Annotated in this window: 22 protein-coding genes, 4 pseudogenes and 1 riboswitch; of the genes and pseudogenes, 15 read left to right on the forward strand and 11 right to left on the reverse strand. The window is 64.8% G+C overall.

What is annotated here, in order from left to right:
• The 6 genes from ACYPYD_RS04445 to cobJ all read left to right on the forward strand — a co-directional run.
• The coding region (locus tag ACYPYD_RS04445) for a sulfatase-like hydrolase/transferase (RefSeq protein ID WP_459662238.1) at window positions 1-1,749 on the forward strand (1,749 nt) is incomplete at its 5' end.
• A 46-nt stretch (window positions 1,750-1,795) separates the two neighbouring features.
• Entirely contained in the window at window positions 1,796-2,059 is a 264-nt protein-coding gene (locus tag ACYPYD_RS04450; protein ID WP_459662239.1) for an FAD-binding protein, read from the forward strand.
• A 239-nt stretch (window positions 2,060-2,298) separates the two neighbouring features.
• A riboswitch (cobalamin riboswitch) is annotated at window positions 2,299-2,514 on the forward strand.
• A gap of 242 nt (window positions 2,515-2,756) precedes the next feature.
• The gene (locus ACYPYD_RS04455) at window positions 2,757-3,839 is read left to right on the forward strand and encodes a cobalamin biosynthesis protein CobG (RefSeq protein ID WP_459662240.1); all 1,083 of its coding nucleotides are present in this window, start codon (window positions 2,757-2,759) and stop codon (window positions 3,837-3,839) included.
• Entirely contained in the window at window positions 3,839-4,468 is a 630-nt protein-coding gene (locus tag ACYPYD_RS04460; RefSeq protein WP_459662241.1) for a precorrin-8X methylmutase, read from the forward strand. Before ACYPYD_RS04455 ends, ACYPYD_RS04460 begins: the two co-directional genes overlap by 1 nt.
• Window positions 4,465-5,202 carry a precorrin-2 C(20)-methyltransferase gene (gene cobI / locus ACYPYD_RS04465; protein WP_036530585.1) on the forward strand — a complete coding sequence of 246 codons (738 nt, stop codon included), beginning with the start codon at window positions 4,465-4,467 and terminating at the stop codon, window positions 5,200-5,202. The genes ACYPYD_RS04460 and cobI overlap by 4 nt, the downstream gene beginning before the upstream one ends.
• Complete coding sequence (gene cobJ, locus ACYPYD_RS04470; RefSeq protein ID WP_459662242.1) at window positions 5,199-5,975, forward strand: precorrin-3B C(17)-methyltransferase; 777 nt, start codon at window positions 5,199-5,201, stop codon at window positions 5,973-5,975. Before cobI ends, cobJ begins: the two co-directional genes overlap by 4 nt.
• Here cobJ and ACYPYD_RS04475 read toward each other — a convergent pair.
• Window positions 5,939-6,700 (reverse strand): cobalt-precorrin-6A reductase, encoded by a 762-nt coding sequence (locus tag ACYPYD_RS04475; protein WP_459662243.1) that lies wholly within the window; start codon window positions 6,698-6,700, stop codon window positions 5,939-5,941. The two genes, cobJ and ACYPYD_RS04475, sit on opposite strands and share 37 nt — an antisense overlap.
• On the opposite strand from ACYPYD_RS04475, the gene cbiE reads away from it, so the two are divergent.
• Genes cbiE through cobF form a run of 4 tightly spaced genes read left to right on the forward strand, consistent with a single transcriptional unit; the run spans window position 6,699 to window position 9,803 of the window.
• Window positions 6,699-7,907: a precorrin-6y C5,15-methyltransferase (decarboxylating) subunit CbiE gene (cbiE, locus tag ACYPYD_RS04480; RefSeq protein WP_459662244.1), complete on the forward strand. Its 1,209-nt coding sequence runs from the start codon at window positions 6,699-6,701 to the stop codon at window positions 7,905-7,907. The genes ACYPYD_RS04475 and cbiE overlap by 2 nt on opposite strands.
• Window positions 7,904-8,272 (forward strand): cobalamin biosynthesis protein, encoded by a 369-nt coding sequence (locus ACYPYD_RS04485; protein ID WP_459662245.1) that lies wholly within the window; start codon window positions 7,904-7,906, stop codon window positions 8,270-8,272. The genes cbiE and ACYPYD_RS04485 overlap by 4 nt, the downstream gene beginning before the upstream one ends.
• The gene (gene cobM, locus ACYPYD_RS04490) at window positions 8,269-9,054 is read left to right on the forward strand and encodes a precorrin-4 C(11)-methyltransferase (protein WP_036530590.1); all 786 of its coding nucleotides are present in this window, start codon (window positions 8,269-8,271) and stop codon (window positions 9,052-9,054) included. Before ACYPYD_RS04485 ends, cobM begins: the two co-directional genes overlap by 4 nt.
• Window positions 9,051-9,803, forward strand: a complete 753-nt coding sequence (gene cobF, locus ACYPYD_RS04495) for a precorrin-6A synthase (deacetylating) (RefSeq protein ID WP_036530592.1) — start codon at window positions 9,051-9,053, stop codon at window positions 9,801-9,803. Before cobM ends, cobF begins: the two co-directional genes overlap by 4 nt.
• Window positions 9,804-10,012: 209 nt before the next feature.
• On the opposite strand, the gene ACYPYD_RS04500 is transcribed toward cobF, so the two are convergent.
• Window positions 10,013-10,855, reverse strand: a complete 843-nt coding sequence (locus tag ACYPYD_RS04500; protein WP_459662246.1) for a TauD/TfdA dioxygenase family protein — start codon at window positions 10,853-10,855, stop codon at window positions 10,013-10,015.
• An 85-nt stretch (window positions 10,856-10,940) separates the two neighbouring features.
• Here ACYPYD_RS04500 and ACYPYD_RS04505 point away from each other — a divergent pair, with 85 nt between their 5' ends.
• The gene (locus ACYPYD_RS04505; RefSeq protein WP_459662247.1) at window positions 10,941-11,534 is read left to right on the forward strand and encodes a TetR/AcrR family transcriptional regulator; all 594 of its coding nucleotides are present in this window, start codon (window positions 10,941-10,943) and stop codon (window positions 11,532-11,534) included.
• A 242-nt stretch (window positions 11,535-11,776) separates the two neighbouring features.
• Here ACYPYD_RS04505 and ACYPYD_RS04510 read toward each other — a convergent pair.
• From ACYPYD_RS04510 to ACYPYD_RS04520, 3 genes and pseudogenes are all read right to left on the reverse strand, one after another.
• Window positions 11,777-12,130, reverse strand: a pseudogene (locus ACYPYD_RS04510) (fasciclin domain-containing protein); the annotation flags it as partial.
• A gap of 390 nt (window positions 12,131-12,520) precedes the next feature.
• Window positions 12,521-12,726, reverse strand: a pseudogene (locus tag ACYPYD_RS04515) (IS3 family transposase); the annotation flags it as partial.
• A 50-nt stretch (window positions 12,727-12,776) separates the two neighbouring features.
• Window positions 12,777-15,596, reverse strand: a complete 2,820-nt coding sequence (locus tag ACYPYD_RS04520; protein WP_459662248.1) for a TonB-dependent receptor plug domain-containing protein — start codon at window positions 15,594-15,596, stop codon at window positions 12,777-12,779.
• Window positions 15,597-15,782: 186 nt separating this feature from the next.
• Between ACYPYD_RS04520 and ACYPYD_RS04525 the strand changes: the two genes are divergently transcribed.
• Together ACYPYD_RS04525 and ACYPYD_RS04530 are read left to right on the forward strand one after the other, a co-directional pair.
• The gene (locus ACYPYD_RS04525; RefSeq protein ID WP_459662249.1) at window positions 15,783-17,723 is read left to right on the forward strand and encodes an isoaspartyl peptidase/L-asparaginase; all 1,941 of its coding nucleotides are present in this window, start codon (window positions 15,783-15,785) and stop codon (window positions 17,721-17,723) included.
• A 1-nt stretch (window position 17,724) separates the two neighbouring features.
• Window positions 17,725-18,168: an Lrp/AsnC family transcriptional regulator gene (locus ACYPYD_RS04530; protein ID WP_036530646.1), complete on the forward strand. Its 444-nt coding sequence runs from the start codon at window positions 17,725-17,727 to the stop codon at window positions 18,166-18,168.
• Window positions 18,169-18,821: 653 nt separating this feature from the next.
• On the opposite strand, the gene ACYPYD_RS04535 is transcribed toward ACYPYD_RS04530, so the two are convergent.
• A complete protein-coding gene (locus tag ACYPYD_RS04535) occupies window positions 18,822-19,598 on the reverse strand; it encodes a helix-turn-helix domain-containing protein (RefSeq protein WP_459662250.1) in 777 nt (258 codons plus the stop codon).
• A gap of 156 nt (window positions 19,599-19,754) precedes the next feature.
• Here ACYPYD_RS04535 and ACYPYD_RS04540 point away from each other — a divergent pair, with 156 nt between their 5' ends.
• A complete protein-coding gene (locus tag ACYPYD_RS04540; protein ID WP_459662251.1) occupies window positions 19,755-21,902 on the forward strand; it encodes a marine proteobacterial sortase target protein in 2,148 nt (715 codons plus the stop codon).
• Window positions 21,899-22,510 carry a class GN sortase gene (locus tag ACYPYD_RS04545; protein WP_459662252.1) on the forward strand — a complete coding sequence of 204 codons (612 nt, stop codon included), beginning with the start codon at window positions 21,899-21,901 and terminating at the stop codon, window positions 22,508-22,510. The genes ACYPYD_RS04540 and ACYPYD_RS04545 overlap by 4 nt, the downstream gene beginning before the upstream one ends.
• 60 nt (window positions 22,511-22,570) lie before the next feature.
• Here the strand turns inward: ACYPYD_RS04545 and tnpC are convergent, their stop codons facing one another.
• From tnpC to ACYPYD_RS04570, 5 genes and pseudogenes are all read right to left on the reverse strand, one after another.
• Window positions 22,571-24,094, reverse strand: a complete 1,524-nt coding sequence (tnpC, locus tag ACYPYD_RS04550; RefSeq protein ID WP_459662253.1) for an IS66 family transposase — start codon at window positions 24,092-24,094, stop codon at window positions 22,571-22,573.
• A 31-nt stretch (window positions 24,095-24,125) separates the two neighbouring features.
• Window positions 24,126-24,410, reverse strand: a complete 285-nt coding sequence (gene tnpB, locus ACYPYD_RS04555; protein ID WP_459662255.1) for an IS66 family insertion sequence element accessory protein TnpB — start codon at window positions 24,408-24,410, stop codon at window positions 24,126-24,128.
• A pseudogene (locus ACYPYD_RS04560) lies at window positions 24,325-24,570 on the reverse strand (transposase); the annotation flags it as partial. The gene tnpB and the pseudogene ACYPYD_RS04560, both read right to left, overlap by 86 nt.
• 229 nt (window positions 24,571-24,799) lie before the next feature.
• Window positions 24,800-25,042 carry a hypothetical protein gene (locus ACYPYD_RS04565; protein ID WP_459662256.1) on the reverse strand — a complete coding sequence of 81 codons (243 nt, stop codon included), beginning with the start codon at window positions 25,040-25,042 and terminating at the stop codon, window positions 24,800-24,802.
• A 55-nt stretch (window positions 25,043-25,097) separates the two neighbouring features.
• Window positions 25,098-25,535: pseudogene (locus tag ACYPYD_RS04570) on the reverse strand (AsmA family protein); the annotation flags it as partial.

A 25,535-nucleotide genomic window follows, 5' to 3' on the forward strand; every position in this document is an offset into this window, starting at 1 on the left:
CTCTCGGCCGATACCTCTTTGTGGAACCCCAACCTCGTCGAGAACGAGAAGCCGGTCGATCAGCCCGACCAGCCAGGCTACCACTTCGAGCGCGACATCGCCGACCACGCGATCGGCTGGCTGCAACGCCACGAGGCCAGCGCGCCGGGCAAGCCGTTCTTCATGTATTACGCCTCTGGTGCGGCGCACACGCCGCATCAGGCGCCGCAGGAATGGCTGGACAAGTACAAGGGCAAGTTCGACCAGGGCTGGGACAAGGTCCGCGAGGAAACCTTCCGGCGCCAGAAGGCGATGGGCCTGATCCCGAAGGATTCCGTGCTCTCCCCGCGACCGGCTTCGCTGCCCGCCTGGGATTCGCTCGATGCCGAGCACCGCAAGGTCTACGCCCGGCTGATGGAGGCCTATGCCGCCACCGTCGCTTATGCCGATCATGAGACCGGCCGCCTGATCCAGTCGCTGAAGGACAGCGGCCAGTACGACAACACGATGATCGTCTATATCGAGGGCGACAACGGATCGAGCGCCGAAGGCGGTCTCGACGGCCTTGCCTTCGAACAGTCCGCGATCACCGGGCACCAGGAGACCTTCGCCGAACTCGCCTCGCACTACGACGAGATCGGCGGGCCTTACGTCTACAACCACTTCAACGCTGCATGGGCCTGGGCGATGAACAGCCCCTATCCGTGGTGGAAGCAGATCGCTTCGCAGGCGGGCGGCACGCGCAACGGCATGGTCGTGTCATGGCCCGCACGCATCCGCGACGGCGGCACCTTCCGCAGCCAGTACGCCCATGTCAGCGACGTCGCGCCGATGATCCTTGAGGCGGCAGGCGTCAAGGCGCCCGAAACCGTGCAGGGCGTGAAGCAGCAGCCGATCGACGGCATCAGCCTTGCCTACAGCTTCGCGGCGCCCAAGGCCCCTTCCGCGCGGCGCACGCAAGTCTACGAGATGATGGAGAACTTCGGCATCTACCACGATGGCTGGATGGCGGGCACCTTGCCCAAGCGCATGGCGTGGGAAGTGGGCGTGGGCGAGGACCGCAAGCTTGGCGTCGGCCCGGAGAACCGCAAGTGGACCCTGTTCAATCTCGACAAGGACTTCACCACCGCCAACGACCTTGCAGCGAAGAACCCGGCGAAGCTCAAGGAACTGCAGGATCTGTTCTGGAAGGAGGCGGCGGCGAACAACATCCTGCCGATCCACGACTACAGCCAGGGTGCAGAGGGCCGTCCGACGCTTGGCGGCAACCGCACCGAGTTCACCTATCTCGCCCCGCTCAGCCATCTGAACGAGGACGCCGCGCCGCACACCATCGGCAAATCCTTCACGATCGACGCCGACGTGGATCTGCCCGCAGGAGCGCAAGGCGTGCTGGTGACGCAGGGCGGGCGCTTCGGCGGCTATGCCTTCTACCTGAAGGACGGGGTGCCGGTGTTCCACTACAATGCGGTGGGGACGGACCAGTTCACCATCCGCGCGGCGCAGCCGGTTGCGGCAGGTCACCATAGCCTGACTGCGGCTTTCCAAGCGGACAAGCAGGAGCTGGGCTCGGGCGGCACGCTGACGATCAGCATCGATGGTAAGCCGGTCGGCAGCGGGCGGATCGGGCGTACGATCCGGGGCTGGATGTCTCATACCGAGGGGTTCGACGTCGGCATGGACACCATCACCCCGGTAAACTGCGACTACACGATCGCGAGCAGCCGGTTCTCGGGGACGCTTCGCAAACTCGAGTTCAAGCTGAAGTAACTTTTATATGTGGGGCGATACCGCATTCGAAGCGCCGTTCCGCACTTTGGGCAAGATCGATCAGGGGCCGTACTTCGCGGTCAAGATGGAAGCTGGCGGGCTGGGCACTGCAGGCGGTCGCAAGACCAACGCTGAAGCTCAGGTTATCGGCTGGAGCGGCAACCCGATCCCCGGTCTTTACGCTACGGGCAACGCGATGGCGGCGGTGCTGGGCGACGTCTACGGCGGAGCGGGCGGCACATTAGGGTCAAGCATGACCTTCGGTTACATCGCTGGACGTCATTTGGGAGAGCATATTTCCAATCACTGAGATATCCAGCGCCGATAAGGGGAAGCAGATTGCTGATGCACTTTGCTGCCCGCGACTTGGCCCCATCTACGGCGAGCCATGGGCGCCATGATAAGAAACCGGACTTTCCGAACCTAGTAGCGAAAAATTGGCCGCTGAGCGGCCGGAAAGGGTCGGTTCATACGTAGCGATGAAAAGCTATTGCACCTTGTGCATGCGCTGGATCACTGTAAGGGCGGCTTTGCAATTGGTTTCCAACTGTAAAACATGATCGCGCCGGTGCCCCTGACGGGGCTTAATCGGGAATGCGGTGCGGGGGCTTGCCCCCAAATCCGCGGCTGTCCCTGCAACTGTAAGCGGGTAGCGCGATGCACTGGCCCTTTCGAAAGGGCAGCCACTGGGCTGCAAAGTCCGGGAAGGCGTGCATCAAGCCGTGACCCGCGAGCCAGGAGACCTGCCGGCGCACTGGTCGCTCTTGCCTTGGTCCAGGGGATGGTCACGGCACGGTTGTTCTTCCGTCTGGGCGACGAAGCTGTGCGGCTGGGGCTGCACGTGCGCGTGTCGCCGGGTGCCTGTTGCGCCCGCCCGTCGGCCCGCGTCGGTCGGCTGTCGTCGGCAAGCCCTATCCTCGTTTCGGTCCGGTGCACGAGGTGGGATGGCTGTGAGGGCGCAGGGAGAGGGAGTGATAAGGGGTTGGTGCCCCGATGCCTGGCATCCGATGGCGGCGGGCGATGGGCTGCTGATGCGGGTCAAGCCGCACCTTGGCCGGATGAGCGCTACGCAAGCGGTGGCCTTGTGCGAGGCGGCGCTGACGCATGGCAGCGGCCTGATAGACCTGACACGACGCGCCAACCTGCAGATCCGCGGTGTGAGCGAGGCGCAGTGGCCCGCTCTGCTGGAGTGCCTGTGTACATTGAGCCTTGTCGATCGCGATGGTGAGCGGGAGGGCCGCCGGAACATCCTCGTCGCTCCGGAATGGCAGGCGGGCGACGACACCGTGCGAATTGCGAATGAACTGCGTGACCGGCTGACGGAGTTCCCACAGTTGCCCGGCAAAGTCGGTTTCGTCATCGACGCCGGAGAAGTTTCGGCGGTGGCCTGCGAAGCGGGCGATTTTCGTGTAGAGCGCGGCTGCGATGGCACCTTGGTACTGCGTGCTGATGGACGTGCCGAAGGTGTGCGCCTCACTATTGGGAGAGAGGTCGATGCCCTGCTGGCGCTCGCCCGATGGTTCGTCGACAGCGGAGGCGTTCAGGCCAAGCGGATGGTCCAGCACGGCGCTCCTTTGCCTGTTTGGGCCATGGGCGATACGCGGCCAGCCTCTTCTCCCGCGTCGCTCGCACCGGGTGAGGGCCGCGGACACGTTGCTTATGGCCTGCCATTCGGTCGCATTGAAGCCCGGACTTTGCTGGCCCTGATGCAGCGCTTAGGCGTTACCGGGCTGCGCCTGACGCCTTGGCGAGTGCTCCTTGTCGAAGGTGCATCCTTGCTCGACGTTCCCGGCCTTTCGACTGACCCTGCCGACCCGTTGCTGCGCGTCGATGCCTGCCCCGGAGCGCCCACATGCCCACAAGCCAGCGTGGAGACGCGCGATCTGGCGCGCCAGCTCGCGCCGGTCGTGCGGGGGCGTCTGCATGTCTCCGGCTGCGCGAAGGGCTGCGCCAGTCCGCTGCCTGCCGATGTGACGGTGACGGGCCGCAGCGGGCGCTACGATCTTGCTTTCGGTGCCCGTGCCGATGCCGAACCGCTGTACCGAGGGCTGGACAGCGCCGAAATTCTCGCCCGCCTTGGAGCTTCCTGATGCCGCATGTCTACGAGAAGGACGGCGCCGCGATCTATCGCCAGTCCTTCGCCATCATCCGTGCCGAGGCCGATCTCGCGCGCTTCGATGCCGAGGAAGAGCCTGTCGCGGTACGGATGATTCATGCGGCAGGCATGGCGGGGCTCGAGGCGTATATCCGTTTTTCGGACGGTTTCGCCTTGGCTGCGCGCAAGGCGCTGGTCGCAGGCGCGCCGATCTTGTGCGATGCGCGCATGGTGTCCGAAGGCGTGACCAGAGCGCGTCTGCCTGCCGACAACCGGGTGATCTGCACACTGGCGAACCCCGAAGTGCCGGAAATGGCGCGCGTCATGGGCAATACGCGCTCTGCCGCCGCGCTGGAATTGTGGCGGCCGCATCTGGCAGGCGCAGTGGTGGCCATCGGCAATGCGCCTACGGCATTGTTTCACTTGCTCAACATGCTGCAGGACCCAGCTTGCCCACGCCCGGCGGCGATCATCGGCTGTCCGGTGGGCTTTGTGGGAGCTGCCGAATCCAAGGACGCCTTGTGGGCGGAGGCACCTGTTCCCTGCTGCATCGTCGCAGGTCGCCTTGGTGGCAGCGCTATCACCGTCGCCGCAGTCAACGCCCTTGCGAGCCGCGCCGAATGAGCGGGTCAGAGAAGTACGGGACGGTTCACGGCGTCGGCCTTGGTCCCGGCGCGGAAGACCTCATGAGCGTGCGCGCGGATCGATTGGTGCGCGGCACCCGGCAGATCGCCTATTTCCGCAAGAAGGGCCGCTCCGGCCACGCTCGCCGCATTGCGCAGGGTCTGCTGCGCGCCGACGCGGTCGAGATCGCCATGGAATACCCGGTCACCACCGAGATCCCACTGGCCGATCCGCGCTACAACGCCTGCCTTTCGGACTTCTATGCCGAATGCACCGACCGGCTGCTGGCGGCGACCCGCAGCGGTGAAGACGTAGTGGTGCTGTGCGAAGGCGATCCGTTCTTCTACGGATCGTTCATGCACCTTCACAGCCGCCTGTCGGGCCAGATTCCGGTGGAGGTAGTTCCCGGAATCACCGGCATGGCGGGCGCATGGAACGCCACGGGCGTGCCGATCACCTGGGGCGATGATGTGCTGACGGTGGCGATGGCGACGCTGCCCGAAGAGGAACTGGTGCGGCGCATCCGTGATACCGATGCCCTTGTCGTCATGAAGATCGGCCGCAATTTGCCCAAGCTGCGCCGTGCAGTAGCCGCAGCCGGGCGCGAGCAGGCCGCATGGCTCGTCGAACACGCCGCAATGCCGGGGCAGAGCGTAACGCGACTGGTCGATGCGCAAGAGGTCGCGCCTTATTTCTCGATCCTGCTGATCCACGGACAGGGGCGGCGTCCATGACAAGGGCTGTCGAGCAAGGATGGGTTGCCGTCGTCGGGCTAGGGCCGGGCAACGAGGCTTTGGTGACGCCCGAAGTGACCGCAGTTCTGGCCGATGCGACTGACGTGGTCGGCTACATTCCCTATGTTGCGCGAGTGGCCCCGCGTCCGGGGTTGACGCTGCATCCTTCCGACAACCGCGTGGAACTGGACCGGGCAGCGTTTGCGCTCGATCTTGCAGTGCGGGGGCGCAGGGTTGTCGTTGTGTCCTCCGGCGATCCGGGGGTTTTCGCCATGGCCTCTGCGCTGTTCGAGGCACTGGAAGCGGGGCCGCAATTGTGGCTTGACCTCGACATCCGTGTGCTGCCGGGGATTACCGCCATGCTCGCCGCTGCCGCGCGGGCCGGTGCGCCGCTGGGGCATGATTTCTGCGCGATCAACCTCTCCGACAACCTCAAGCCGTGGGGCGTGATCGAGCGACGCCTGAGATTAGCGGCGGAAGCGGACTTTGCCATGGCGTTCTACAATCCGCGATCGCGGGCAAGGCCGGAGGGCTTCGCAAGAGTTCTGGAAGTGCTGCGCGACGCCTGCGGCCACGAACGCCTCATCCTGTTCGCCCACGCAGTGTCTACGCCGGAGGAAACGCTGCGGATCGTCCCACTGGGGCAAGCCCGCGCGGATATGGCGGACATGCGCACCGTGGTGATCGTCGGGTCGAGCCGCACGCGATTGATTGAACGACCGGGGCCGCCGATTCTCTACACGCCGCGTTCGGTTCCGGACAATGGCGTATGACCGATCCAGTCGAGCACCTCTCCTGGGCGGAGGAACTCGGTGCGGGCGGGCAGCTTCGGCCGCTCGATCATCAGCACCGACAAGCCGAGATTGCGTGCGGCAACCAGCTTGGCCTCAGCGCCGCTGCCACCCGCGTTCTTGCAGACCACAAGGTCGATCGCATGGTCGCGCAGAAGGCGGGTGTCATTATCGACGGTAAACGGCCCGCAATCGACGACGAGGGTATGATGGGGCAGGGCAGGGGGCTGGCTTGGCGTATCGACGAAACGCAGCAGATAGTGGTGCTCTGGCCGGGCGCCGAAAGCCTCCACATGCATCCGGCCAAGGGCGAGCATAATCCGACGCGGCGGTCCGGAAAGGGCTTCGACGGCGCTGGCAATATCAGGCGTGCTGCTCCACTTGTCCCCCGGTGCCGTCTGCCAAACCGGACGGGTGAGCGCGGCATGAGGAACTCCCGCAAGACGCGCCGCCTTCAGAGCATGCACGCTCATTGTCGCGGCGAAAGGGTGAGTGGCGTCCACCAGATGTGTCACGCGATGTTCGCGCAAGTATGCGGCCAGCCCGGCCACGCCCCCAAAGCCCCCGATGCGCGTTGGTACGGGCTGGGCGCGCGGGTTCTCCGTGCGTCCGGCATAGCTCAGCATGACAGTAATGCCATGCTCGGCCAGCAGGCGGGCGAGGGCGCTCGCTTCGGTGGTGCCGCCCAGCAGCAGGATATTCGGCATGGCTGACACAAGCGCTTCCCCCTGGTTGACCATCGTGGGCATCGGCGAGGATGCGGCGGACGGACTGAGCGCGGCAGGCCGCAAGGCGTTGGAGCAGGCGGAACTGGTTATGGGCGCGGCCCGCCACCTTGCCCTGCTGTCGGGCCTTAGTGCGCCAAGCCGACAATGGCCAGTGCCCTTCAGCGATGGCTTGCCGCTTCTGACGGCAGAGCGCGGGCGCAAGGTGGTGGTGCTTGTTTCCGGCGATCCGTTCTGGTTCGGCGCAGGGAGCAGCCTGACGCGCGATCTCGATCCGGGCGAATGGATCGCGCATCCGGCTCCCTCGACTTTCGGACTGGCGGCGGCGCGGTTGGGCTGGGCGTTGCAGGACTGCGCCTGCCTTGGCCTCCATGCCGCGCCGGTGCAGCGGCTGCGTCCTCACCTTGCGACGGGGCGTCGCCTCTTGGTGCTGGTGCGCGATGGTGGCGCAGTGGCAGAGCTGGCCGGCTATCTGGTCGAACGTGGTTTTGGTGCCTCCACGCTTCATGTGCTGGAAGCGCTGGGTGGTCCGCGCGAGCGTGTGCGCAGTGTCGCCGCGCAGGCGCAGCATTTCGATGACATCCAGCATCCGGTGGCGGTAGGCATCGCCGTGGCCGGAGCAAGATGCGCCTTACCGGTGAGCAGTGGGTTGCCCGATGATCTCTTCGATCATGACGGCCAGATCACCAAGAGTCCGTTACGGGCGCTGACGTTGAGCGCATTGGCACCTCGCCCCGGCGAGCACTTGTGGGACATCGGGGCAGGGTCCGGTTCTGTTTCCATTGAATGGCTTCTGGCGCACCCGGCCAACACGGCCTGCGCCGTCGAGGCAGACAGCATGCGGGGCGAGCGTGCGAAGGCGAATGCTCTGGCTTTGGGCGTGGATCGCCTGAAACTCGTCCTTGGCCGTGCGCCGCAAGTATTGCCACAAGGACCTTCGCCGGACGCAGTTTTCGTTGGCGGGGGCTTGTCGGACACGTTGCTCAAAGGCTTATGGCAACGCCTTCCTACTGGCACAAGGCTGGTTGCCAATGCTGTCACGCTGGAGTCCGAAGCCTTGCTCGCCCGCTGGCATGGAGAGCGAGGCGGCACTCTTCTGCGCATAGAACTGGCAGATGCCGCGCCGCTGGGTTCCCGCCGAGGCTGGCGGTCCCGCTATCCGGTTGTTCAGTGGAGCGTGGCGCTGTGATCGTCGCAGGGTTCGGCTTTCGTTTGGAGGCCGATGTCTTCTCGCTGATATCGGCCTATCAGCAGGCGCGCGAAGGCGTTCCGCCGGTCACGCATATCGCTACCGTGGCCGACAAGGCGCAGGCTCTTGCCGAATTGGCCAACCTGCTGGACTTGCCGGTAATCGCCGTACCGCCTGAACGACTGACCCAAGTCCACACCCTGACCGTTTCCACTGCCGCACAGGCCGCAAGGGGCGTGGGAAGCGTCGCCGAAGCCAGCGCGCTTGCCGCTTTCGAAGGCGCCGCCGCGGCTTTGGCAGGCCCCCGCCACATCTCACGCGACCGCATGGCGACATGCGCCATAGCTATGGGAGTTTCCGAATGACCGTTCATTTCATCGGCGCCGGTCCCGGCGCGCCTGACCTTCTGACACTGCGCGGCAGGGACCTGATCGCGGCCAGCCCAATTTGCCTCTACGCGGGGTCGCTGGTGCCTGCGCAAGTGCTGGAGCATTGCCCGCCGGGCGCGCGCATCGTCAACACCGCGCCAATGGACCTCGATGCCATCATCGCCGAGATCGCCGAGGCTCATGCGGCGGGACACGATGTTGCGCGGCTGCATTCGGGGGACTTGTCCGTGTGGTCGGCGATGGGGGAGCAACTGCGCCGCCTGCGCGCGCTGGACATTCCCTTTACCGTCACACCGGGAGTACCGGCCTTCGCCGCTGCGGCCGCCGCACTCGAAGCGGAGCTTACGCTTCCTGCACTGGCGCAATCGCTCGTCCTGACCCGGACCCCTGGCCGTGCGAGCACGATGCCGCCCACCGAAAACCTTACCAACTTCGCTGCGACAGGTGCCACGCTGGCGATCCATCTGTCGGTCCACAATCTTGAGCGGGTCGTGGCCGATCTTGCGCCGGTCTATGGCGCCGATTGCCCTGTCGCGGTCGTGTGGCGGGCAAGCTGGCCAGACCAGCGGATCGTGCGCGCAACGCTGAAAACGATCGAGGCCGCCGTCGCCGGAAGCATGGAGCGGACCGCGCTGATCCTCGTCGGGCGCGTACTGGCGGCGGAGGACTTCGGCGAAAGCAGCCTCTACGCCAAGGATTACGACCGCCGCTTTCGGCCGCAGCATGCCGGGTCGCGCTATGCCGGTTCCGTCGAGTGATCCGGCTTGATCTCATCGGCATCGGCACCGGCAATCCCGAGCACCTGACCGTTCAGGCGATCCGCACCATGAACGGGGCGGACCTGATCCTGCTGCCACGCAAGGGTAGCGAGAAATCCGGCCTGCTCGATGTGCGGCGCACCATTTGCGATGCCGTACTGACCCAACCGGTGCGCGTGGTGGAATTCGACCTCCCGACCCGCGATGCCGGGGGTGAATACATCAATGCCGTGCAGTCGTGGCATAATGCCATCGCCGCAGCCTGGGCAAAGCAGATGGCGCTGCATCTGCCTGAAGGCGGCAGGCTGGCCTTGCTGGTCTGGGGGGATCCCTCGCTTTACGACAGCACCCTGCGCATCGCGGGGCGGCTTATCGGTGGCGGCATGGCGATTGACATTCGCGTGGTGCCGGGCATCTCCAGCCTTCATGCGCTGACGGCGGCGCACGCCATTCCGCTGAACCAGCTGGCCGAAGCTGTAACGATAACGACTGGCCGGCTGCTACGCGCGCACGGATGGCCGGGCGATGCCACGTCCATCGTCGTCATGCTGGACGAAGGCGGGGCGTTCCAGACGCTGGATGGCTCGGAGTTCGAGATATGGTGGGGCGCTTGTCTCGGGATGGAGCATGAGGCATTAATATCGGGGCGGCTGGCGCAGATCGGTGATGACATCATGCAGCGGCGATCCGCACTACGCCAGGAACATGGCTGGATCATGGACATCTATCTTCTGCGCAAAATTGCCTGAGGCCTGCATTGGCGTCGGTTTCAACCGTTCACGCAACGCAAGAGTAGCCGTATCAAACCCAGCAATTCTTGCCCGTCGCTCAACACCGGTCGGTCGCCATCTCGCCAACCTGGGTATCCAGAGAGGGTAAGCGGACCGACTGTATCTGGGTGGGAGAAACTGGCTGTTGTACGGCACAATGGGTCGCTAGAGAAAGGGCGGGGTCCGCACTATGCGATGATCTCACGCCCTTTGAGCGTAGTGCGATGCATGACGCGGCCCGCCGCCTCCGTGTAGGGATGGGATCGGTGGAGAAGGCCGGGGTTGTTGAAGATCACGAGGTCGCCCTTTTGCCAGCGGTGGCGATAGGTGAACGGGGCGGAGGTGGCCCAGTCGAGCAGGTCGTCGAGGAACGCCCGACCTGCATCCCGATCCATCCCCACCATGGTGTCGGCAGTGGAGCCGATCAGGAGTGAAGTGCGACCGTCCTTCTGGCGCCAGACAAGCGGATGTTCGGTTGGCGGGAAGATGCTGTCCCAACGGGCATAATCCGCATCGCTGGGCTGCGCGTACATGAGGCGGCCGACGGCCGCGAGGCAATGGACGACGCGCTTGCCTTCCAACTCGCGCCTGCGCTCCTGCGGCATGGCATCCCATGCGGCGAAGAGATTGGCGAATTCGGTGTCACCGCCCGCGGCTGGCGGGCTTTCACATTTCAGCAGCGTGGCCTTGCCCGGCGTGTCGTACACTGTGCCGTCCATGTGCCAATAATCATTGCCTTTCACATAATCGAGCTGCGTCGTGTCGTCTTTGTCGAGGGCGATGCGATATATGCCCTTGTCGCTGGCGGCGGAACTGTCCGCAGTGACGGACAGGTCATGCTGGTCGCCCATCGCGGCAGTAAAAGCGGCGAAGGTCTCGTCGCTCATATGAATCTGCGGGAAGACCAGCACATTATAGCGGTTGAGCGCCTCCAGCACTTTCTCGGACACGCCGGGCGCCAGGACATCTTCAGCGCGGACGTGGACGAAGGCGCCAAGGCCGGAGGTGATTGGTTCGATGGCGAAAGACATGTTTTTCGCTTACCTTTATAACCAAGCTTTGATCTGCTATTGAACACGTGTTTAGTAGTGATCAACGATCTGTCAACGGGGTAGAGTGAGCGAGAAGAAACGCATAAGGCGCGAGCCCGCCGAGACGAGGACGCTGATCCTTGACGCCACTGAGGCGTTGATGCGGACAGAGGGTTACGCCGCCGTCAGTACGCGGCGCGTTGCAAAAGAGGCGGGGCTAACAGCATCGCTCGTCCATTATTATTATCCGGAAACGCATGATCTGTTCGTGGACCTGCACCGCCGCATGACCGAACGGCAGGTGGCGGAGCTGGGCCAGATACTGTGCTGCGGCGATCCGGTGACGGCATTGTGGGAATATCAGGCGGGTTGGGCACAGTCCGCGCTGGGCGTGGAGTTCATCGCGCTTGCCAATCACCGCAAGACGATCAAGCCGCTGATCGCAGTTCGCACCGAGGAAGCGCGCGACGTGCAGGCGGCGGCGTTGGCGGGTGCGCTGGAGCGCGCGGGCGTGGACAGCGCTGTGCTGCCGCCAGTGGCGCTGGCGATGATGCTGGTCGGTATCGCGCGCGCATTGGCGAATGAGGAGCGTGTCGGCATCACCCGAGGCCACGCCGAGGTGCGAGGCTTCGTGGACTGGCTGCTGGCGTGGTTGCGGGACGGGAACTCGCTCACCTGAGGCGGCGGCAGATGGGGCGGATGTGCCGCATACCTTATCAAAAATTAGCCTGCCTTCGCCATGCTAGGTGGCATCGTTTCACTGAGCAGGGCAAGCGCACCTACTGACGTAAAGGCGCGGCGGTCCAGGGGAAAGGCGCTCGAAGTCATGGCTTCGAAAATCCTGTCGCTTGGAAGTATGCAGGCGATGCATGGGGATGCGGGCCAACGTCCCACAATCCCCATGCCTCGTTCATATCTTGGTTAGGGCATCAGCACGGTGTCGACCACGTGGATTACACCGTTCGACTGCATGACGTTGGCGATGGTGATCTTCGCCTTGCCGCCCTTCGCGTCGGTGAGCCACCAAGCTCCAGCCTTGTCCTTCCAGGCGGTCAGATTCTCGCCCTCGACCGTCTTCAGCATGGCTTTCCCGCCGTGGGCCTTGGCGTTGGCAGCGATGCCGGCGACGGTCATGCGTCCCGCGACGACGTGATAGGTCAGGACTTTCATGAGCATCGCCTTGTTTTCAGGCTTCAGCAGCGAATCCACGGTGCCCTTGGGCAGCTTGGCGAACGCAGCGTTGGTGGGCGCGAAGACGGTGAACGGACCAGAGCCGCCACAAGCAGGTTTTGTTCGATGCTGGCGAACGTCAAGCCGACCACGAAGCTGCCCTTCTGGTTTTCGAACGCGCGAGGCAGGCGCATTCGCAAGCGATCTTCGGCCAGGCTCAGGCAAGGGTGAGTCCGACGGGGCGCGCGCATTTGCAAATGCCACGCAAGCGGTCGAACTGGCGCAGAGTGCCCGCGAAAAGGCTGCAGCAACCGCGCTCGATGCGTAGGCCCGCGATGACGAGGCGGTGACAGCGGCTGAGACGCGCGAAGGCGTGTTTATTTCAGCGCAGGCAAGCGTTCTCGCGCAGCGCTTGCAAGTTGGGGCACCCGTGCCCAGTATGCGGCGCAAGCGAGCATCCGGAACCCGCACATGGCTCAGGAGATGCAACCGCCTTCGAAAACCCACGATGTAACGGGCGTAGACATCGATCACGAAGGCGACGTAGACGAACCCCGCCCAGCGTTAGGGCGGAGACCCATAGCATGTCCGGCGCCGGGACATGGAACTGGCGGTTGACTTGGTCCAGCGGTGCGCGGTTCCGCCTTGTCGGCAAACGTCGTGAGCACCGGCTTGCCCCTGATCACCCCCTGCTGACCAAGATTCCCGCCTGCGCGGGGATGACTAGTTCTTATTCGGACAGAATGGAGGGTTAGAAGCCCTTCCCGCCCAGCTTCCACGTCATCTGCAGATAGATCGAGCGGCCGACGCTGTCGAACCAGCTGATGTCATAATAGGGATAGCTGGCGTAGGTATTGTCCGTCACCGGATTGGTATCGAGCACGTTGTTCACTGTCAGCGAGCCGCGCAAGTGGTCGGTGAAGTCGTACTGGACGCTGGTGTTGAACAGGTAGCTCGCCTTGATGTAGGCGTCCTCGTCATAGTTGGGCAGCTTGCCCAGCCGCGTTCCCGACACCGTCCAGGTCAGCTGTCCGAGGTTCCAGGTCACGCTTGCGGTCGATTTGTCACGCGGCAGGTAATAGCCGCTGTCGTAGGCCAACTTGTTGATCGAAGCGTCACCCGGATATTGGCGGAAGCTGTGCTTGAACACATGCGTGTGCGAGGCCGAAAGCGAGAACGTGCCGAAGTCAGCAGTCGGCAAGTTGGCGTGGATCGCCACGTCAATGCCGCTGGTCTTCTCGTGCGCGATGTTGATCGGGTTGACCGAGACGGAGTCCAGTTCACCTTCGCTCACCCCGCTGGTGAAACGGTGCACACGGGCAAGCGCATCCTGACAGGTGGGCGAATTGATATCGACCGCGCTGCCAGAATTGGTCTCGCCGATGCGGCAGTCGGCCTCGTCGCGCAGCAGTTGGTCGATCGAGAGGTCCTGCACCTGGTTCGACAGCGAGACGCGGAAGTAATCGACCGAAACGTCAAACATGCGATGCGGCTGCCAGACTATGCCGGCATTGATCGACTTGCTGGTCTCGGGCTTGAGATTCCGGTTGCCGTTGCGCTGGGCGACGATGCCCTCGTCCGAATAGGAGCAGTCGCCGATATCCTCGTCGGGCTCCTCGGTGCGGCACAGGTAGTAATCGGTGCCCGAGGGGTGGGTATTGCCCGGACCAGTGAAGACGTAATGCAGGTCGGGCGCGCGGAAGCCGGTGCCATAGGCGGCGCGAAGCAGCAGCGTGGACATCGGGCGGATCTCGACGCCGCCGTTGTAGGTCAGCTTGCCGATGGTGTTGCCCGCAAAGCGGAAACCGTCATAGCGCGCCGCACCCGACAGCTGCAGGAAGGTCGTCACCGGCACGCGGACTTCGCCGCCCAGCGCCCAGTGGCTGCGCGAACCGTGGCCGTCGCTGTCCTTGAGGCCATAATAATAGTCGGTCAGCGCCAGCGGATCGGGGTTGAGATCGTAGCCCTGCTTGCCGCCTTCGGCGACCACCGCGAAACCCACCGGCCCCGCGGGCAGATCGAACAGACTGGTGCTCGTCAGCGTGGCCTGCAGGTTGTCGGTCCAGCTCTTGGGCCGATAGACCGAGTAGGCGGTGATGCTGTCGAATTCCGAGCGGGTCAGCGGGTTGTAGAGACGCGAGGGATCGGCGTCGAAGATCGGATAGCCGCTGTCCTCGTCGGTGCCAATCTGCTCGCCCAAGAACAGCGCGTTCGCCTTCGACGCGATGACCTGCGGGAATTCCACCTTGGCGCGGTATTCGCTGTGGTTGAACGAGACCTCGTAGGACCACTTGTCCGACAGCTTGCCCTTGATGCCCGGCGTCACGCTGAACGTGGTCTGGCGGTTACGGGTCATGGTGTTAGCAAAACCGCCCGACTCCTCGGGCGTGAACTGGCGATACCAGTCATCGAGGCGATTGTCATAGGCGTTGTAGAACGTGGTGTCGCTGCTGCCCGAGCTGTTCTGGAAACCCCAGTCCAGCACGTCGGACATCAGCGCCACCTTGCTGATGCCGAACTGCGCGTCGATGAACAGCTCCGCCTTGTCGGACAGTTCATATCCGGCCGAGGCATAGCTGTTGAAGCCCTCGCGCCGCGACAGCACGGTGCCATAGCCGATCGAGGTGTTGCTGCCGCAGAAGTAGCCCGGACCGTAATCCTCAAGATTGTCATCGTAGGCTCCGTAGCGCGGACGCGAGGCGTAATAGGTGGAGCCACCGTTGAGATAGGACAGGCCCGCGCAGGTCGAGGCGCCCGGATCGACGTATTCGTCCGCATCGGGATCGTAGCGCAGGAAAGTACGGCGGGCGAGCGTGCTCGACGTGGTCGGGTTGTCCGCCGTGCTGTCCTGGATCTTGCGCTGGTAGGCCCACAGCGGACGCTGGAGCATGTATTCAACGCCGCCCACGATGTGGAAGCGGTCAGTCGACCAGCCGCTCGTCACCGAAAGGCGGTGCGACATGCCGCCGCCGTGCTCGGTGCGGCCGTGGCGATAGTCGATGGTGGTTCCGTCCACCTTGTCCTTGAGCTTGAAGTTGATGACGCCCGCGATCGCGTCCGAGCCGTAGATGGCGGACGCGCTGCCGCTCAGCACTTCGACCTGCTCGATCAGGCTGACCGGGATGTTCGAGATGTCGGTGAAGTTGCTGCGGCCCTGGAACGGCAGCGGGAAGTCGGCGATGCGGCGACCGTTGACCAGCACCAGCGTGTGGTTGGGGCCAAGCCCGCGAAGGTCCACCTGCTGCGCGCCGGGGGTGAAGCTGGCGCCGCTGAACGACTGCTGGCTCTGCGTCTCGCCGCCGTTCTGAGTGACGGCGCGCAGGATGTCGGGAACGCTGGCGTAGCCGTTCTGCAGGATCGTCTGCGAATTGATCACCGTGACGGGCGCGGGCCCTTCGCTGGAGACGCGCGGGATGCGCGATCCGGTAACGATGATCGAGCCGCTTTCTTCCGCGGCAGGCTCGGGCGCGGTGCCGAGTTCCTGCGCCATGGCAAGTGCGGGCGAGCACATCGCGGCGATGCTGCAACCCAGCGTCAGAACATGACGGCGACGGCGCGAACCAGAATTCATTGAGCCCCCATGAGCCGGTGGCGGACCCGCCCCCTGCGCGCCCCATTACCCGGCCTTTCGCTTGAGAAACCACATTTTGCGGAAATTCTCAATCAGTTTGACATTTTGTTGCCACATATTGCAGTCTGCTGTGCGCAAAATGTCGCAGGTCCTTCGGGACGCCGATTGTCCCGAAAGGCCTTACGGATGAAGTTCTCCTCGCCCTGCAAGCTCGCCAGTGTTCTCTTCCTCGGTGCCGGAGCCGGTGCCCTGTTCGCCGCCGCGCCTGCGCTCGCCGCGCCTGGATATAAGCGTTACGTGTTGGGCGATGTCGATGCGTCCGCCGCCACGACGCACGAAGGCGGGCTGCTGCTGATGGGCGGCGGCGATCGCAACAACGATGCCATGAAGTGGTTCTTCGGCCATGCGGGCGGCGGCCATATCGTCATCCTGCGCGCCTCGCTGGGCGGCCAGATCGGCGAGGAATTCTACAAGCAGATCGGCGGCATCCGCTCTGCCGAGACCTTCGTATTTACCGACCGCAAGGCCGCCTACGATCCGAAGATTATCGCCGCGCTGCGCCGCGCCGACGGCATCTTCATCGCGGGCGGCGACCAGTCGCGCTATGTCCGGTACTGGCGCGGCACCCCCGTGGCAGAGGCGCTGGACGCCCATGTCGCGTCGGGCAAGCCGCTGGGCGGCACCAGCGCGGGCCTCGCGATGCTGGGCGAGAAGCTCTACGGCGCGATGGACGGCGGCAGCATCACCAGCGCCGAGGCCCTGCCCGACCCGCACGGGTCAGCCAACACGATCGAGAGCGATTTCCTCCACGTCGCCGCGCTCAAGGGCGTGATCACCGACACCCATTTCAAGGAGCGCGACCGGCTGGGGCGCCTGTTTGCCTTCCTCGCCAAGGCGCAGGTCGGGCGGGCGCCGGACGATCCGGCACTGCTCGGCCTCGGCGTCGATGAAAGCGCAGCGATCGCGGTGGAGGCGGACGGCAGCGGGCGCATCTACGCCACCGCGCCCGACGGCGGCGCATGGCTGGTCAACGGGGACGGCCTGCGCGGCACAACGACCAGCGGGCCGCTGCAGGCCCATCGCGTGCGCGTGACCGGAATCGGTGCAGGCTCTGTCTTGCACCTGCCCTCGGGCAAGGTCGATGCGCCGACGTTCGTGCGCAACTATGCGGTGACGGGCGGCTCGCTGGTGCAGGTGCCGCTCTGGTCGCTCGCCATCCACGGCGGCGCCGGGGTGATCGAGCGCGGCGACCTGACGCCTGAAAAGGAAAAGGCCTATCGCGCCGGTCTGGATGCCGCCCTGCGCGCGGGCGCGGCAGTGCTCGACAAGGGCGGCGCCTCACTCGACGCCGTCGAAGCTGCGGTGCGGGTGCTGGAGGACGACCCGATGTTCAACGCCGGGCGCGGCGCAGTGTTCACTGCCGAGGGCCGCAACGAACTCGATTCCGCGATCATGGACGGCGCCACGCTGAAAGCCGGTGCCGTGGCGGGGATCACCCGCACTCGCCACCCGGTAGACGCGGCGCGCGCAGTGATGGACCATAGCCCGCACGTCATGCTGATGGGCGCGGGCGCCGATGCCTTTTCGAAAGATCAGGGCCTGGAGCAGGTCGATCCCTCATGGTTCCGCACCGAGGCGCGCTGGCAGCAGTTCCTGACGTGGAAAAAGACGCATCAGGCCGCGCTTGACCGTACTCACCTGTTCGGCACCGTAGGCGCGGTGGCGCTGGACGCGGATGGCAACCTTGCCGCCGCCACCTCCACTGGCGGCATGACCGGCAAGCGCTGGGGCCGCGTGGGCGATTCGCCGATCATCGGCGCGGGTACGTATGCAAAGAACGGCCAGTGCGCGGTTTCCGCCACCGGCTCGGGCGAATACTTCATCCGCGAAAGCGCTGCGCGGCAAGTCTGCGACCGGGTCGGCTATCTGAAGCAGCCGCTGGCCGAGGCCGCGCAGGCGACGATCATGGCGGTGGGCGCGATCGGCGGCGACGGCGGGCTGATCGCCATGGGGCTGGATGGCGCCCCTGCGTTTGCCATCAACGACCTTGGCATGTATCGTGGGTGGATTGCCGCAGGCGGTACGGCCGCAACGGCGATCTACGCGGATGAACGACCGGGAGATTGACTTGCAATCCGGCGTCCGGCTTGACGAAACCGACGAAAGCCTGCTGGCCCTGCTCCGGCGGGACGCCCGCCTGCCGATTGCGCAACTAGCCAAGGAACTGACGATCCCGCGCGGCCAGCTCTACTCGCGCCTTGCCCGGCTGGAAGAGGCGGGCATCGTCGCGGGCTATACCGTGCGGCTGGGCGAGGCTTATGCCGCAGGCCGTATCCGCGCCCACATGATGATCAAGACCGCCCCGCGCTGGCATCGCGAGGTGGAAAGCGCGCTGGAACATATTGCGCGGGTGCAGGCCGTCCACGCGATCAGCGGCGAATATGATATCATCGCCATGCTGGAGGCAGAAGACAGCCGCCATCTGAACGACCTGATCGACGATATCGGCATGCTGGAAGGGATCGAGCGGACCAGCACCAGCGTGATCCTGGCGACCAAGCTGGAGCGGTAGGAGCATTGCCTAGGTGTTTAAAATCCTCTTTCGAGGAGGAATCCCTCCGACTTCAATCAGATACTGGCTTGAGCCCCGCCTCGTGATCCTACCGGCGTCAGCCGGTCAGTCATTCAGATCGGGAAGGGCGGCAATTACTAGTTATATCGCCGGAACCTGTCATTCTGGAATCGGCCAGTCCGAGGTATCCAAAATGGGAAAGCTGCCGGTCCTCACCTGGTAGCGCAAAATTCGCTGCAGAACGACCGGGAAGGGTCGGACTTAAAAAAACTCGCCTTTCTTACGGCTGTCGAGGCTTTGCTACATTGTGGCCGAAAGGGTAGGTTTTAGTGCGGTTGAACCGGTTCGTGGGACCAAGCTGGCACTCACGATACTGCTGAATGGCGCGAACCGGTATAATCTCACCGGTCCTACCTGCCGCTCTACAAACTGCGGCTGTAAAACTAGCCGATCCTGATCAGTCTGAGCCTAGTGCCAAGACGGAAGCGATCCGTAGTAGGCTGGCAAGCCCGAGCCATCGAATACGAAGACCTTGATCACCGCGGTCACCCAAAGGCGGCCATACTATCGCCTGCGCGAGTTGGAATGGTGCGGCCGCCTGACAAACTACATCGACATCCATTTCTGAAAGCGGCCCATCGGCATGGCCCGGCTCATCCGGGAACGTGCAGGCGGGCGAAGTCGCCTTCGATCGAGCGATCCAGCATCTCCCGATATTCTGCAAAATAGAGCATGTCGGGCGTGATCAGGCCAAGCGGTGCGTCCTCCCCATCGCGCAGTTTGCGCAAGGCGATGGGGGCAGCGGCCGGCACCAGCTGCGAGCCATGGCCCACTTCGAGGGTCGTCAGGATGCCGAACAGTCCGCCATCGATCGTCGGGCGCGACAGGATGGCGAGGCGGTACTGCCCCTGCTCGTTGGTGACGAGATAGATGTGGCCCGAGAGGTTGGGCATGGAAATCTGACCGGCCTGCTCGAACCGGGAATCCGAACGGCCCGATTCAGCAAAGCCGAGGCAGGCTCTCTCCGCAACCCAGCGGATCGTCGTCAGGTATGCGAACAGGCCGCCTGCGGTGCCGAAGCTGGGCCGGACGGTGAGATAGCATCCCTCCAGCCAGGTCACGGCCGAGCGGGCGTAAGCCCCCATCGCCTCGGGCGCGACGTCAGCGCCGGTCGGCGCCACTGGCGCAGAGCCGGGACGAAGGCTGACGCCCAGCGCTTCCTCGATCCGCAGGAGTGTGGCGAGCGTGAAGGCCCGTTTGCCCGCCAGAGCTTTTTCCAGCGTCGATAGGCTGATGCGCGCCATGTCCGCCAGCGCCTGGCGCGACAAACGGCGCCGGGCGATTTCCTCGCGTACGCGCCGCGCGGTCTCGGCGCTTTCTACTGAGAGGCCCTCGGCGTCTGGCCGGTCATCTCCTAGGGTCGTGTCCATGCGTACATATGCGCACATATCCGCACATTGCGTCAATCCTTCCGCTAGTTTGCGTCGCCGTGCGCAAGGCTCGGCAGGAACCGGCTGAAACTGCTCGTGGCTGTGTGCACCGCCCTGCGCATAGAGGGTGGGCTCCCCAGTCGCAGGAGCCATCCGATGCCGCATTCACTCTCTCTCCGCCGCGCCCTGATCCCCGCCGCCGTGCTGGCCTTCGGGGCTCCCATTGCGCTTGCCGTTGACGCAACCACCGCGGCCGCTGCCGACGAGAGCGCCTCCGACGACGCTTCGGGCGATGAGGGGCCCGCCACCGGCACCCTGATGCTGCGTGGCCAAGGCATCGTCCGGAGCATGCCCGCCGTGCGCCTCGGCACTGACATCGACGTGACCGTGACCGGTCAGACGGCCCGCGTGCGCGTGGTCCAGGCGTTCCGCAACACCTCGGGCAAGTGGATGGAGGCCAGCTACCTTTATCCACTGCCGCAGGACGGTGCGGTGGATTCGCTCAGGATGGTGGTAGGCCAGCGCGTGATCGTCGGCCACATAGAACCCCGCGAAAAGGCCCGCGCCACTTACGAGGCGGCGAAAGCGAGCGGGCGCAAGGCGGGCCTCGTCGAGCAGCAGCGACCCAACATGTTCACCACCATGGTCGCCAACGTCGGCCCGGGCGAGACGGTGCTGATCGCTATCGAGTACCAGGCCCCGGTAGGCCAGGCCAACGGCACCTTCTCGCTCCGACTGCCGCTGGTCGCCGGCCCGCGTTATACACCGCCGCACACGCTGGGAACGGTGGATGCCGTCGCCGACGCCAATGCCGTCACCGCCGCCCCGGTGCTCACTCCGGGACTTGGAGAAACGGTCAACCCGACGTCGATTTCGGTCCGCCTCGCCCCCGGTTTCGAGGTCGCCAACCTCATCAGCCGCTACCACCGCGTCAATATCACCGGTCCACTCGGCGATCGCACGATCAAGCTGGACGGCAGAGTCCCGGCGGACCGGGACTTCGTTCTGGAATGGCGCTCCGCCTCCGCCGATCCGACACTTGGCCTGTTCGCGCAGCATACCGCCAACGGCGATTACGTGATGGCCTCGGTGACCCCGCCCGCCGACACCTCCTCGCTGCCGACACCTCCGCGCGAGATGGTGTTCGTGATCGACAACAGCGGCTCGATGGGCGGCGATTCGATGGAAGAGGCCAAGGCCAGCCTGCTCCATGCGCTGGGTACGCTGCGACCGCAGGACCACTTCAACGTGATCCGCTTCGACGATACTATGACTCGGCTGTTCGACCACAGCGTCGCCGCCACGCCTGACCAGGTCGATCTCGCCCGGCGCTTCGCCGGATCGCTGGAGGCGCAGGGCGGAACGAAGATGCTGCCCGCGCTCAAGGCGGCGCTGGCGGATGCCGCGACCGGTGGCGGCAGCGATCCATCCATCCTGCGCCAGATCGTGTTCCTGACCGACGGGGAAATATCCAACGAGCGCGAGATGGTAGCCGCGATCGGCGCCGATGGGGGCCGCAGCCATGTCTTCATGGTCGGTATAGGCTCGGCGCCAAACGACTACCTGATGGAGCGCATGTCGACGATCGGCGGGGGGCTCTACACGCATATCGGCGCCTCGGGGGAAGTCACCGCCAAGATGATGCCGCTGCTCGACGTGCTCAGTCATCCCGCAGTGCGCGACCTCTCCGTGCGGGTTGAAGGCGGTTCGCTCGAGCTCACCCCCTCGCGCCTTCCGGACGTCTATGCCGGCAGGCCGCTGGTGCTGGTGGGGCGTACCGACCACCTTTCGGGCACCCTGACCGTGAGCGGCACGATCGGCGGCAAGGCGTGGGAGCGACGTGTCGATCTGGCGAGCGCTCTGCCTAGCCCGGCCATAGAAAAAGTCTGGGCCCGCAGCCGCATCAGCGACATCGAGGCAGACCGCGCGCTCGGCAAACTGGAAGACGAACAGGCCGATGCCGAAGTCGAACGGATCGGCATGGAAAGCACCATCGTCACCAGTCGCACCAGCCTCGTCGCGGTTGACGAAACACCGTCTCGCCCCGCCGGCGCCCGTCTGACGCGTGAGGAACTGCCGATCAACCTGCCGGCGGGCTGGGACTTCGACACTCTCTTTGGCGAGGGCCCTGCCCCGGACGTCGCTGATCCACAAGGTTCAGGCGATAGCGCCGCGATGCAGGCTGCAGCGCTGGAACTGCCCCAGACAGGCACCGGCTTTCTCGGTCTGGTCGGACGGGGGCTGGCCCTCCTGCTCGCGAGCCTTGCCGGTTTCGCCTGCCTGCTGCGCCGGAGGGCGGCATGAGCCGCGCCGGCAAGCTTGCGCGCCGTTCGAAAGTGGCCCTTTGCGGGCACGGCGTCGCGGCGACCCTGTTGCTGGCGTTATGCCTGGGCGGAATGGTCGAAATCGGCAGGGGGCTGTACATACCCACCAAGGCAGCGGTCGCACAAGAACTGCTGGACCATGCCTTCGAGGCGAGTCTTGTCGACCACCGGCCTCGCAGGCCCTGGCCCTGGGCCGATACCGCGCCGGTCGCCCGTCTATCTGTTGCAAGGCTGGGCGTGACGCGCATCGTTCTCGGCGGAGGATCGGGCCAAGCCCTCGCTTTCGGCCCGACGCTGCTCCCGGCCGGCGCAATGCCAGGGCACGCCGGCACCGCCGTTATAGCCGCTCACCGCGACACCCATTTCAGATTTCTGCATGACATGCGCACAGGTGATTTTGTCACCCTTCAGACGCGCGAGGGGACGCTGCTGCGCTACCGAGTGACCGGTACGAGCATCGTGCGGTGGGACCGCTATGCTCCGCCGGATGATTCAATGGGCGAACGGCTTGACCTTGCGACCTGCTATCCTTTCGACGCGATCCGCAGCGGTCCCTGGCGCTATGTTGTCCATACCGAGTCGCTGTAAATGCCTTCCTTCCCGTACCGTTTACACCTAGCGACCCAGATTTGATCGTAAGCGATGTTCTCAGCCCACGGCGGTCCAGGGCATGAGATCGCTAACGGCGTTTGTTGGATGACCCTTAGCGAGCTTGGTGATCGCCTCGGTCAGCCAGGTATGCGGGTTGATGCCGGCGATCTTGCAGTTTTCGACCAGCGTGGCGATGACCGCCCAGTTGTCGCCGCCCTCGTCAGAGCCTGCGAAGAGCGCGTTCTTGCGATTGAGAGCTAGCGGACGGATCGACCGCTCGACGGTGTTGGAATCCATCTCGACGCGGCCGTCATCGAGGAACAGTGACAGGCCGGGCCAGCGGGTGAGCGCGTAGCGGATGGCATCGGCGAGCTTGCTTTTGGCGCTGACCTGACGAAGTCGTGCCTCGAGGTAGATGTGCAGATCATCCACGATGACGCGTGCCTGTTCGGCGCGCACGGCGCGGCGGTGCTCTGCCGAGGTGCTGCGAACCTCGTCCTCGATTGCGTAGGGCATGGCGACCCGGCGCAGTACCTCGGTCGCGACCGGTGAGCTATCGGCCAACTCGTAGAATTTACGCCTCACATGTGCCCAGCAGAAAGCCAGGCTCACCTGCTGTCGGCGCTTGGCCAGGGCGGCATAGCCGCCAAAGCCATCGACCTGCAGGATGCCGGCGAAGTCGCCCAGATGTGTTTCCGCCCGCTCGCCCTTGCGGTCGGGTGCATAAACATAGGCCACCATGGGCGGACCATCACCACCCCACGGTCGATCGTCGCGGGCATAGGCCCAGAGCTGGCCGGTCTTGGTCCGGCCCCGACCTGGATCGAGCACCGGTGCGGTCGTCTCGTCAGCAAACAGCCGCTCGGATCGTCGCAATCGCTCCAGGATATGATCGCGCAAGGGGCGCAAATACCAGGCCGCCCGGCCCACCCAGTCCGCCAGGGTCGAGCGATCCAGCTGGATGCCCTGACGGGCGTAGATTTGCGCCTGACGGTAAAGCGGCAGGTGATCGGCGTACTTGGCAACCAGCACCTGCGCGATCAGCGCTTCGGTGGGGATGCCACCCTCGACGATGCGCCCCGGGGCCGGCGCCTGGACGACCGCGCCCTCACATGAGCGGCAGCCGTAGCGCGGCCGGCGGGTGACCAGTACGCGAAAGGTGGTCGGCACGACGTCGAGACGCTCGGCTACGTCCTCACCGATCTGGTGGAGCGCGCCGCGACAGCACGGGCATGCCTTATCTTCGATGTCGACGACCTGTTCGATCCGCTCCAGATGAGCAGGCAGCGAGCCCCGGTTGGCCTTGCGCGGGCGATCCGCGGGTGCCCTGTTTGCCTTGTCCAGGGCGTGCTGCGCCTCGGCGAGAGCGGTCTCGACCTCCTCAAGGACAAGCTCGAACTGATCGGGGTCGAGCCGCTCGGAACGGCGGCCGAACCGATGCCGTTGCAGGGCTTCGATGATCGCCTTCAGGCGCTCGACCTCGGCCTGGAAAAGTTTGAGCGCATCAAGCTCGCGGACTTGTTTGAGTACGAGCGCGCGGAGCGCTTCGACGTCGCTGGGAAGGTCCGCTTCCATGAGCATGCAGGCAGTGAATCAGGAGCAGAACCCCGCGTCAACCGGCAATCTGCGGTGCAATCGGGCGGCGTCCACCATGCACCCGGCGCCAGTCCAGACCCTCGAGCAAGGCACCCAGTTGGGCTGCTGTCAGGCGCATCACGCCATCCTGGATCGCTGGCCACTTGAACCCGCCGGACTCCAGCCTCTTGGCCATCTGGCACAAACATGGGCTCGTCGCGCGGGGCCAGCTTGGCGGCTTCCATGGCGTAACGCAGCTCCCTGCGCCATGTGTAAAGCAGCGCCGTGCTGACCTCCCGCTCACGAGCAAAAGCCGCGACATTATCGCTGCGCTCCATCTCCGAGACCAACGCGAGCTTCTGTTCCAGTGTCCAGACGCGACGGCGGCCTGCCATCCCCGCGAGAACCTCGATCCGCCGCACAGGCTTCAGAGGCACTCCAATGTCGGTGTCCAATGCGGTCGTAAGGCGGGTCTCTTCCATCCTCCCACTTCAACCACAGCTTCGCGACAGGCAAGGTGGAGCCGGGACACCGCTTACCGATCATCGCGCACCCCCATGACATTTCCGCGCGTGACCGACGTGTCAGCCTGATCAATCGTTAGCGGCGCGCGCGGGTCATATTCGGGATGTTCGCGCAGCCAGAGGCTACCGCCGTAGGCGGCAAAGTCGATTATCCCGACGAGCACGTGAATACGGATGGGTGCGCGACTCAGCGCACGAACATGGAGGGCGTGGCCGAGAGCTGCGAAACCCTTTTTGCCCCGTCGCGCTTCTCGAAGCGCTTCTTGGGTGCACAGCCCCCCACGCCGGCGGCGATCAGGCCGACGGGACCGAGGCGGCGCAATGCCGACATCGCCGCGACGCCCAGGATGGCGCCGCCGGTTCCATCTACGTCGCGCATGTGCTGGGCGACCTGACTACCTGCAATCGCACCGAGGATACTGCCGAACAAATATGATCTCCTTTGGAGAAGCAAAGGCCGGCGAGGGCGATGGTTCCGACGCTTGCTAAGGATTCTTCTTCGCAGTGCCGTTGCCGACGTCGTCGCGCGGCTTGCCCTTCGACGTGCGCTGGGCGCTGGCGTTGGCGCCAGCAAGAACAGGCCCGCAGGCCGCAGACTTGGCATCGCCTGGATCGATGAAGGCGAGCAGCCCGGCCACCGGAGTCGCCACGATTGCAAGGCCGAGACCGGCACCCGCGCGGCCGATAAGTTGCGGGGTGATGACCTGCAGCTTAGGCTCGGCGAAATGCCCGCCCAGACCAACGGGCGACTGGCCGGAGAACAGGCTGATCTTCTTGCCGTCGGCGCGAAAGGCCATGTCCACCGCCTCGGTGCCGAAGCTGAAGCCGCCGCGCCCGGTGACGACGTTTTTGCTGGTATCGATCAGGATCGGATCGGCAACTGCCGTGCCGCTGCGGACGGTGAAGGCGAGCAGGCCGCAGTT

The sequence above is a fragment of the Novosphingobium sp. 11B genome, assembly GCF_054589055.1.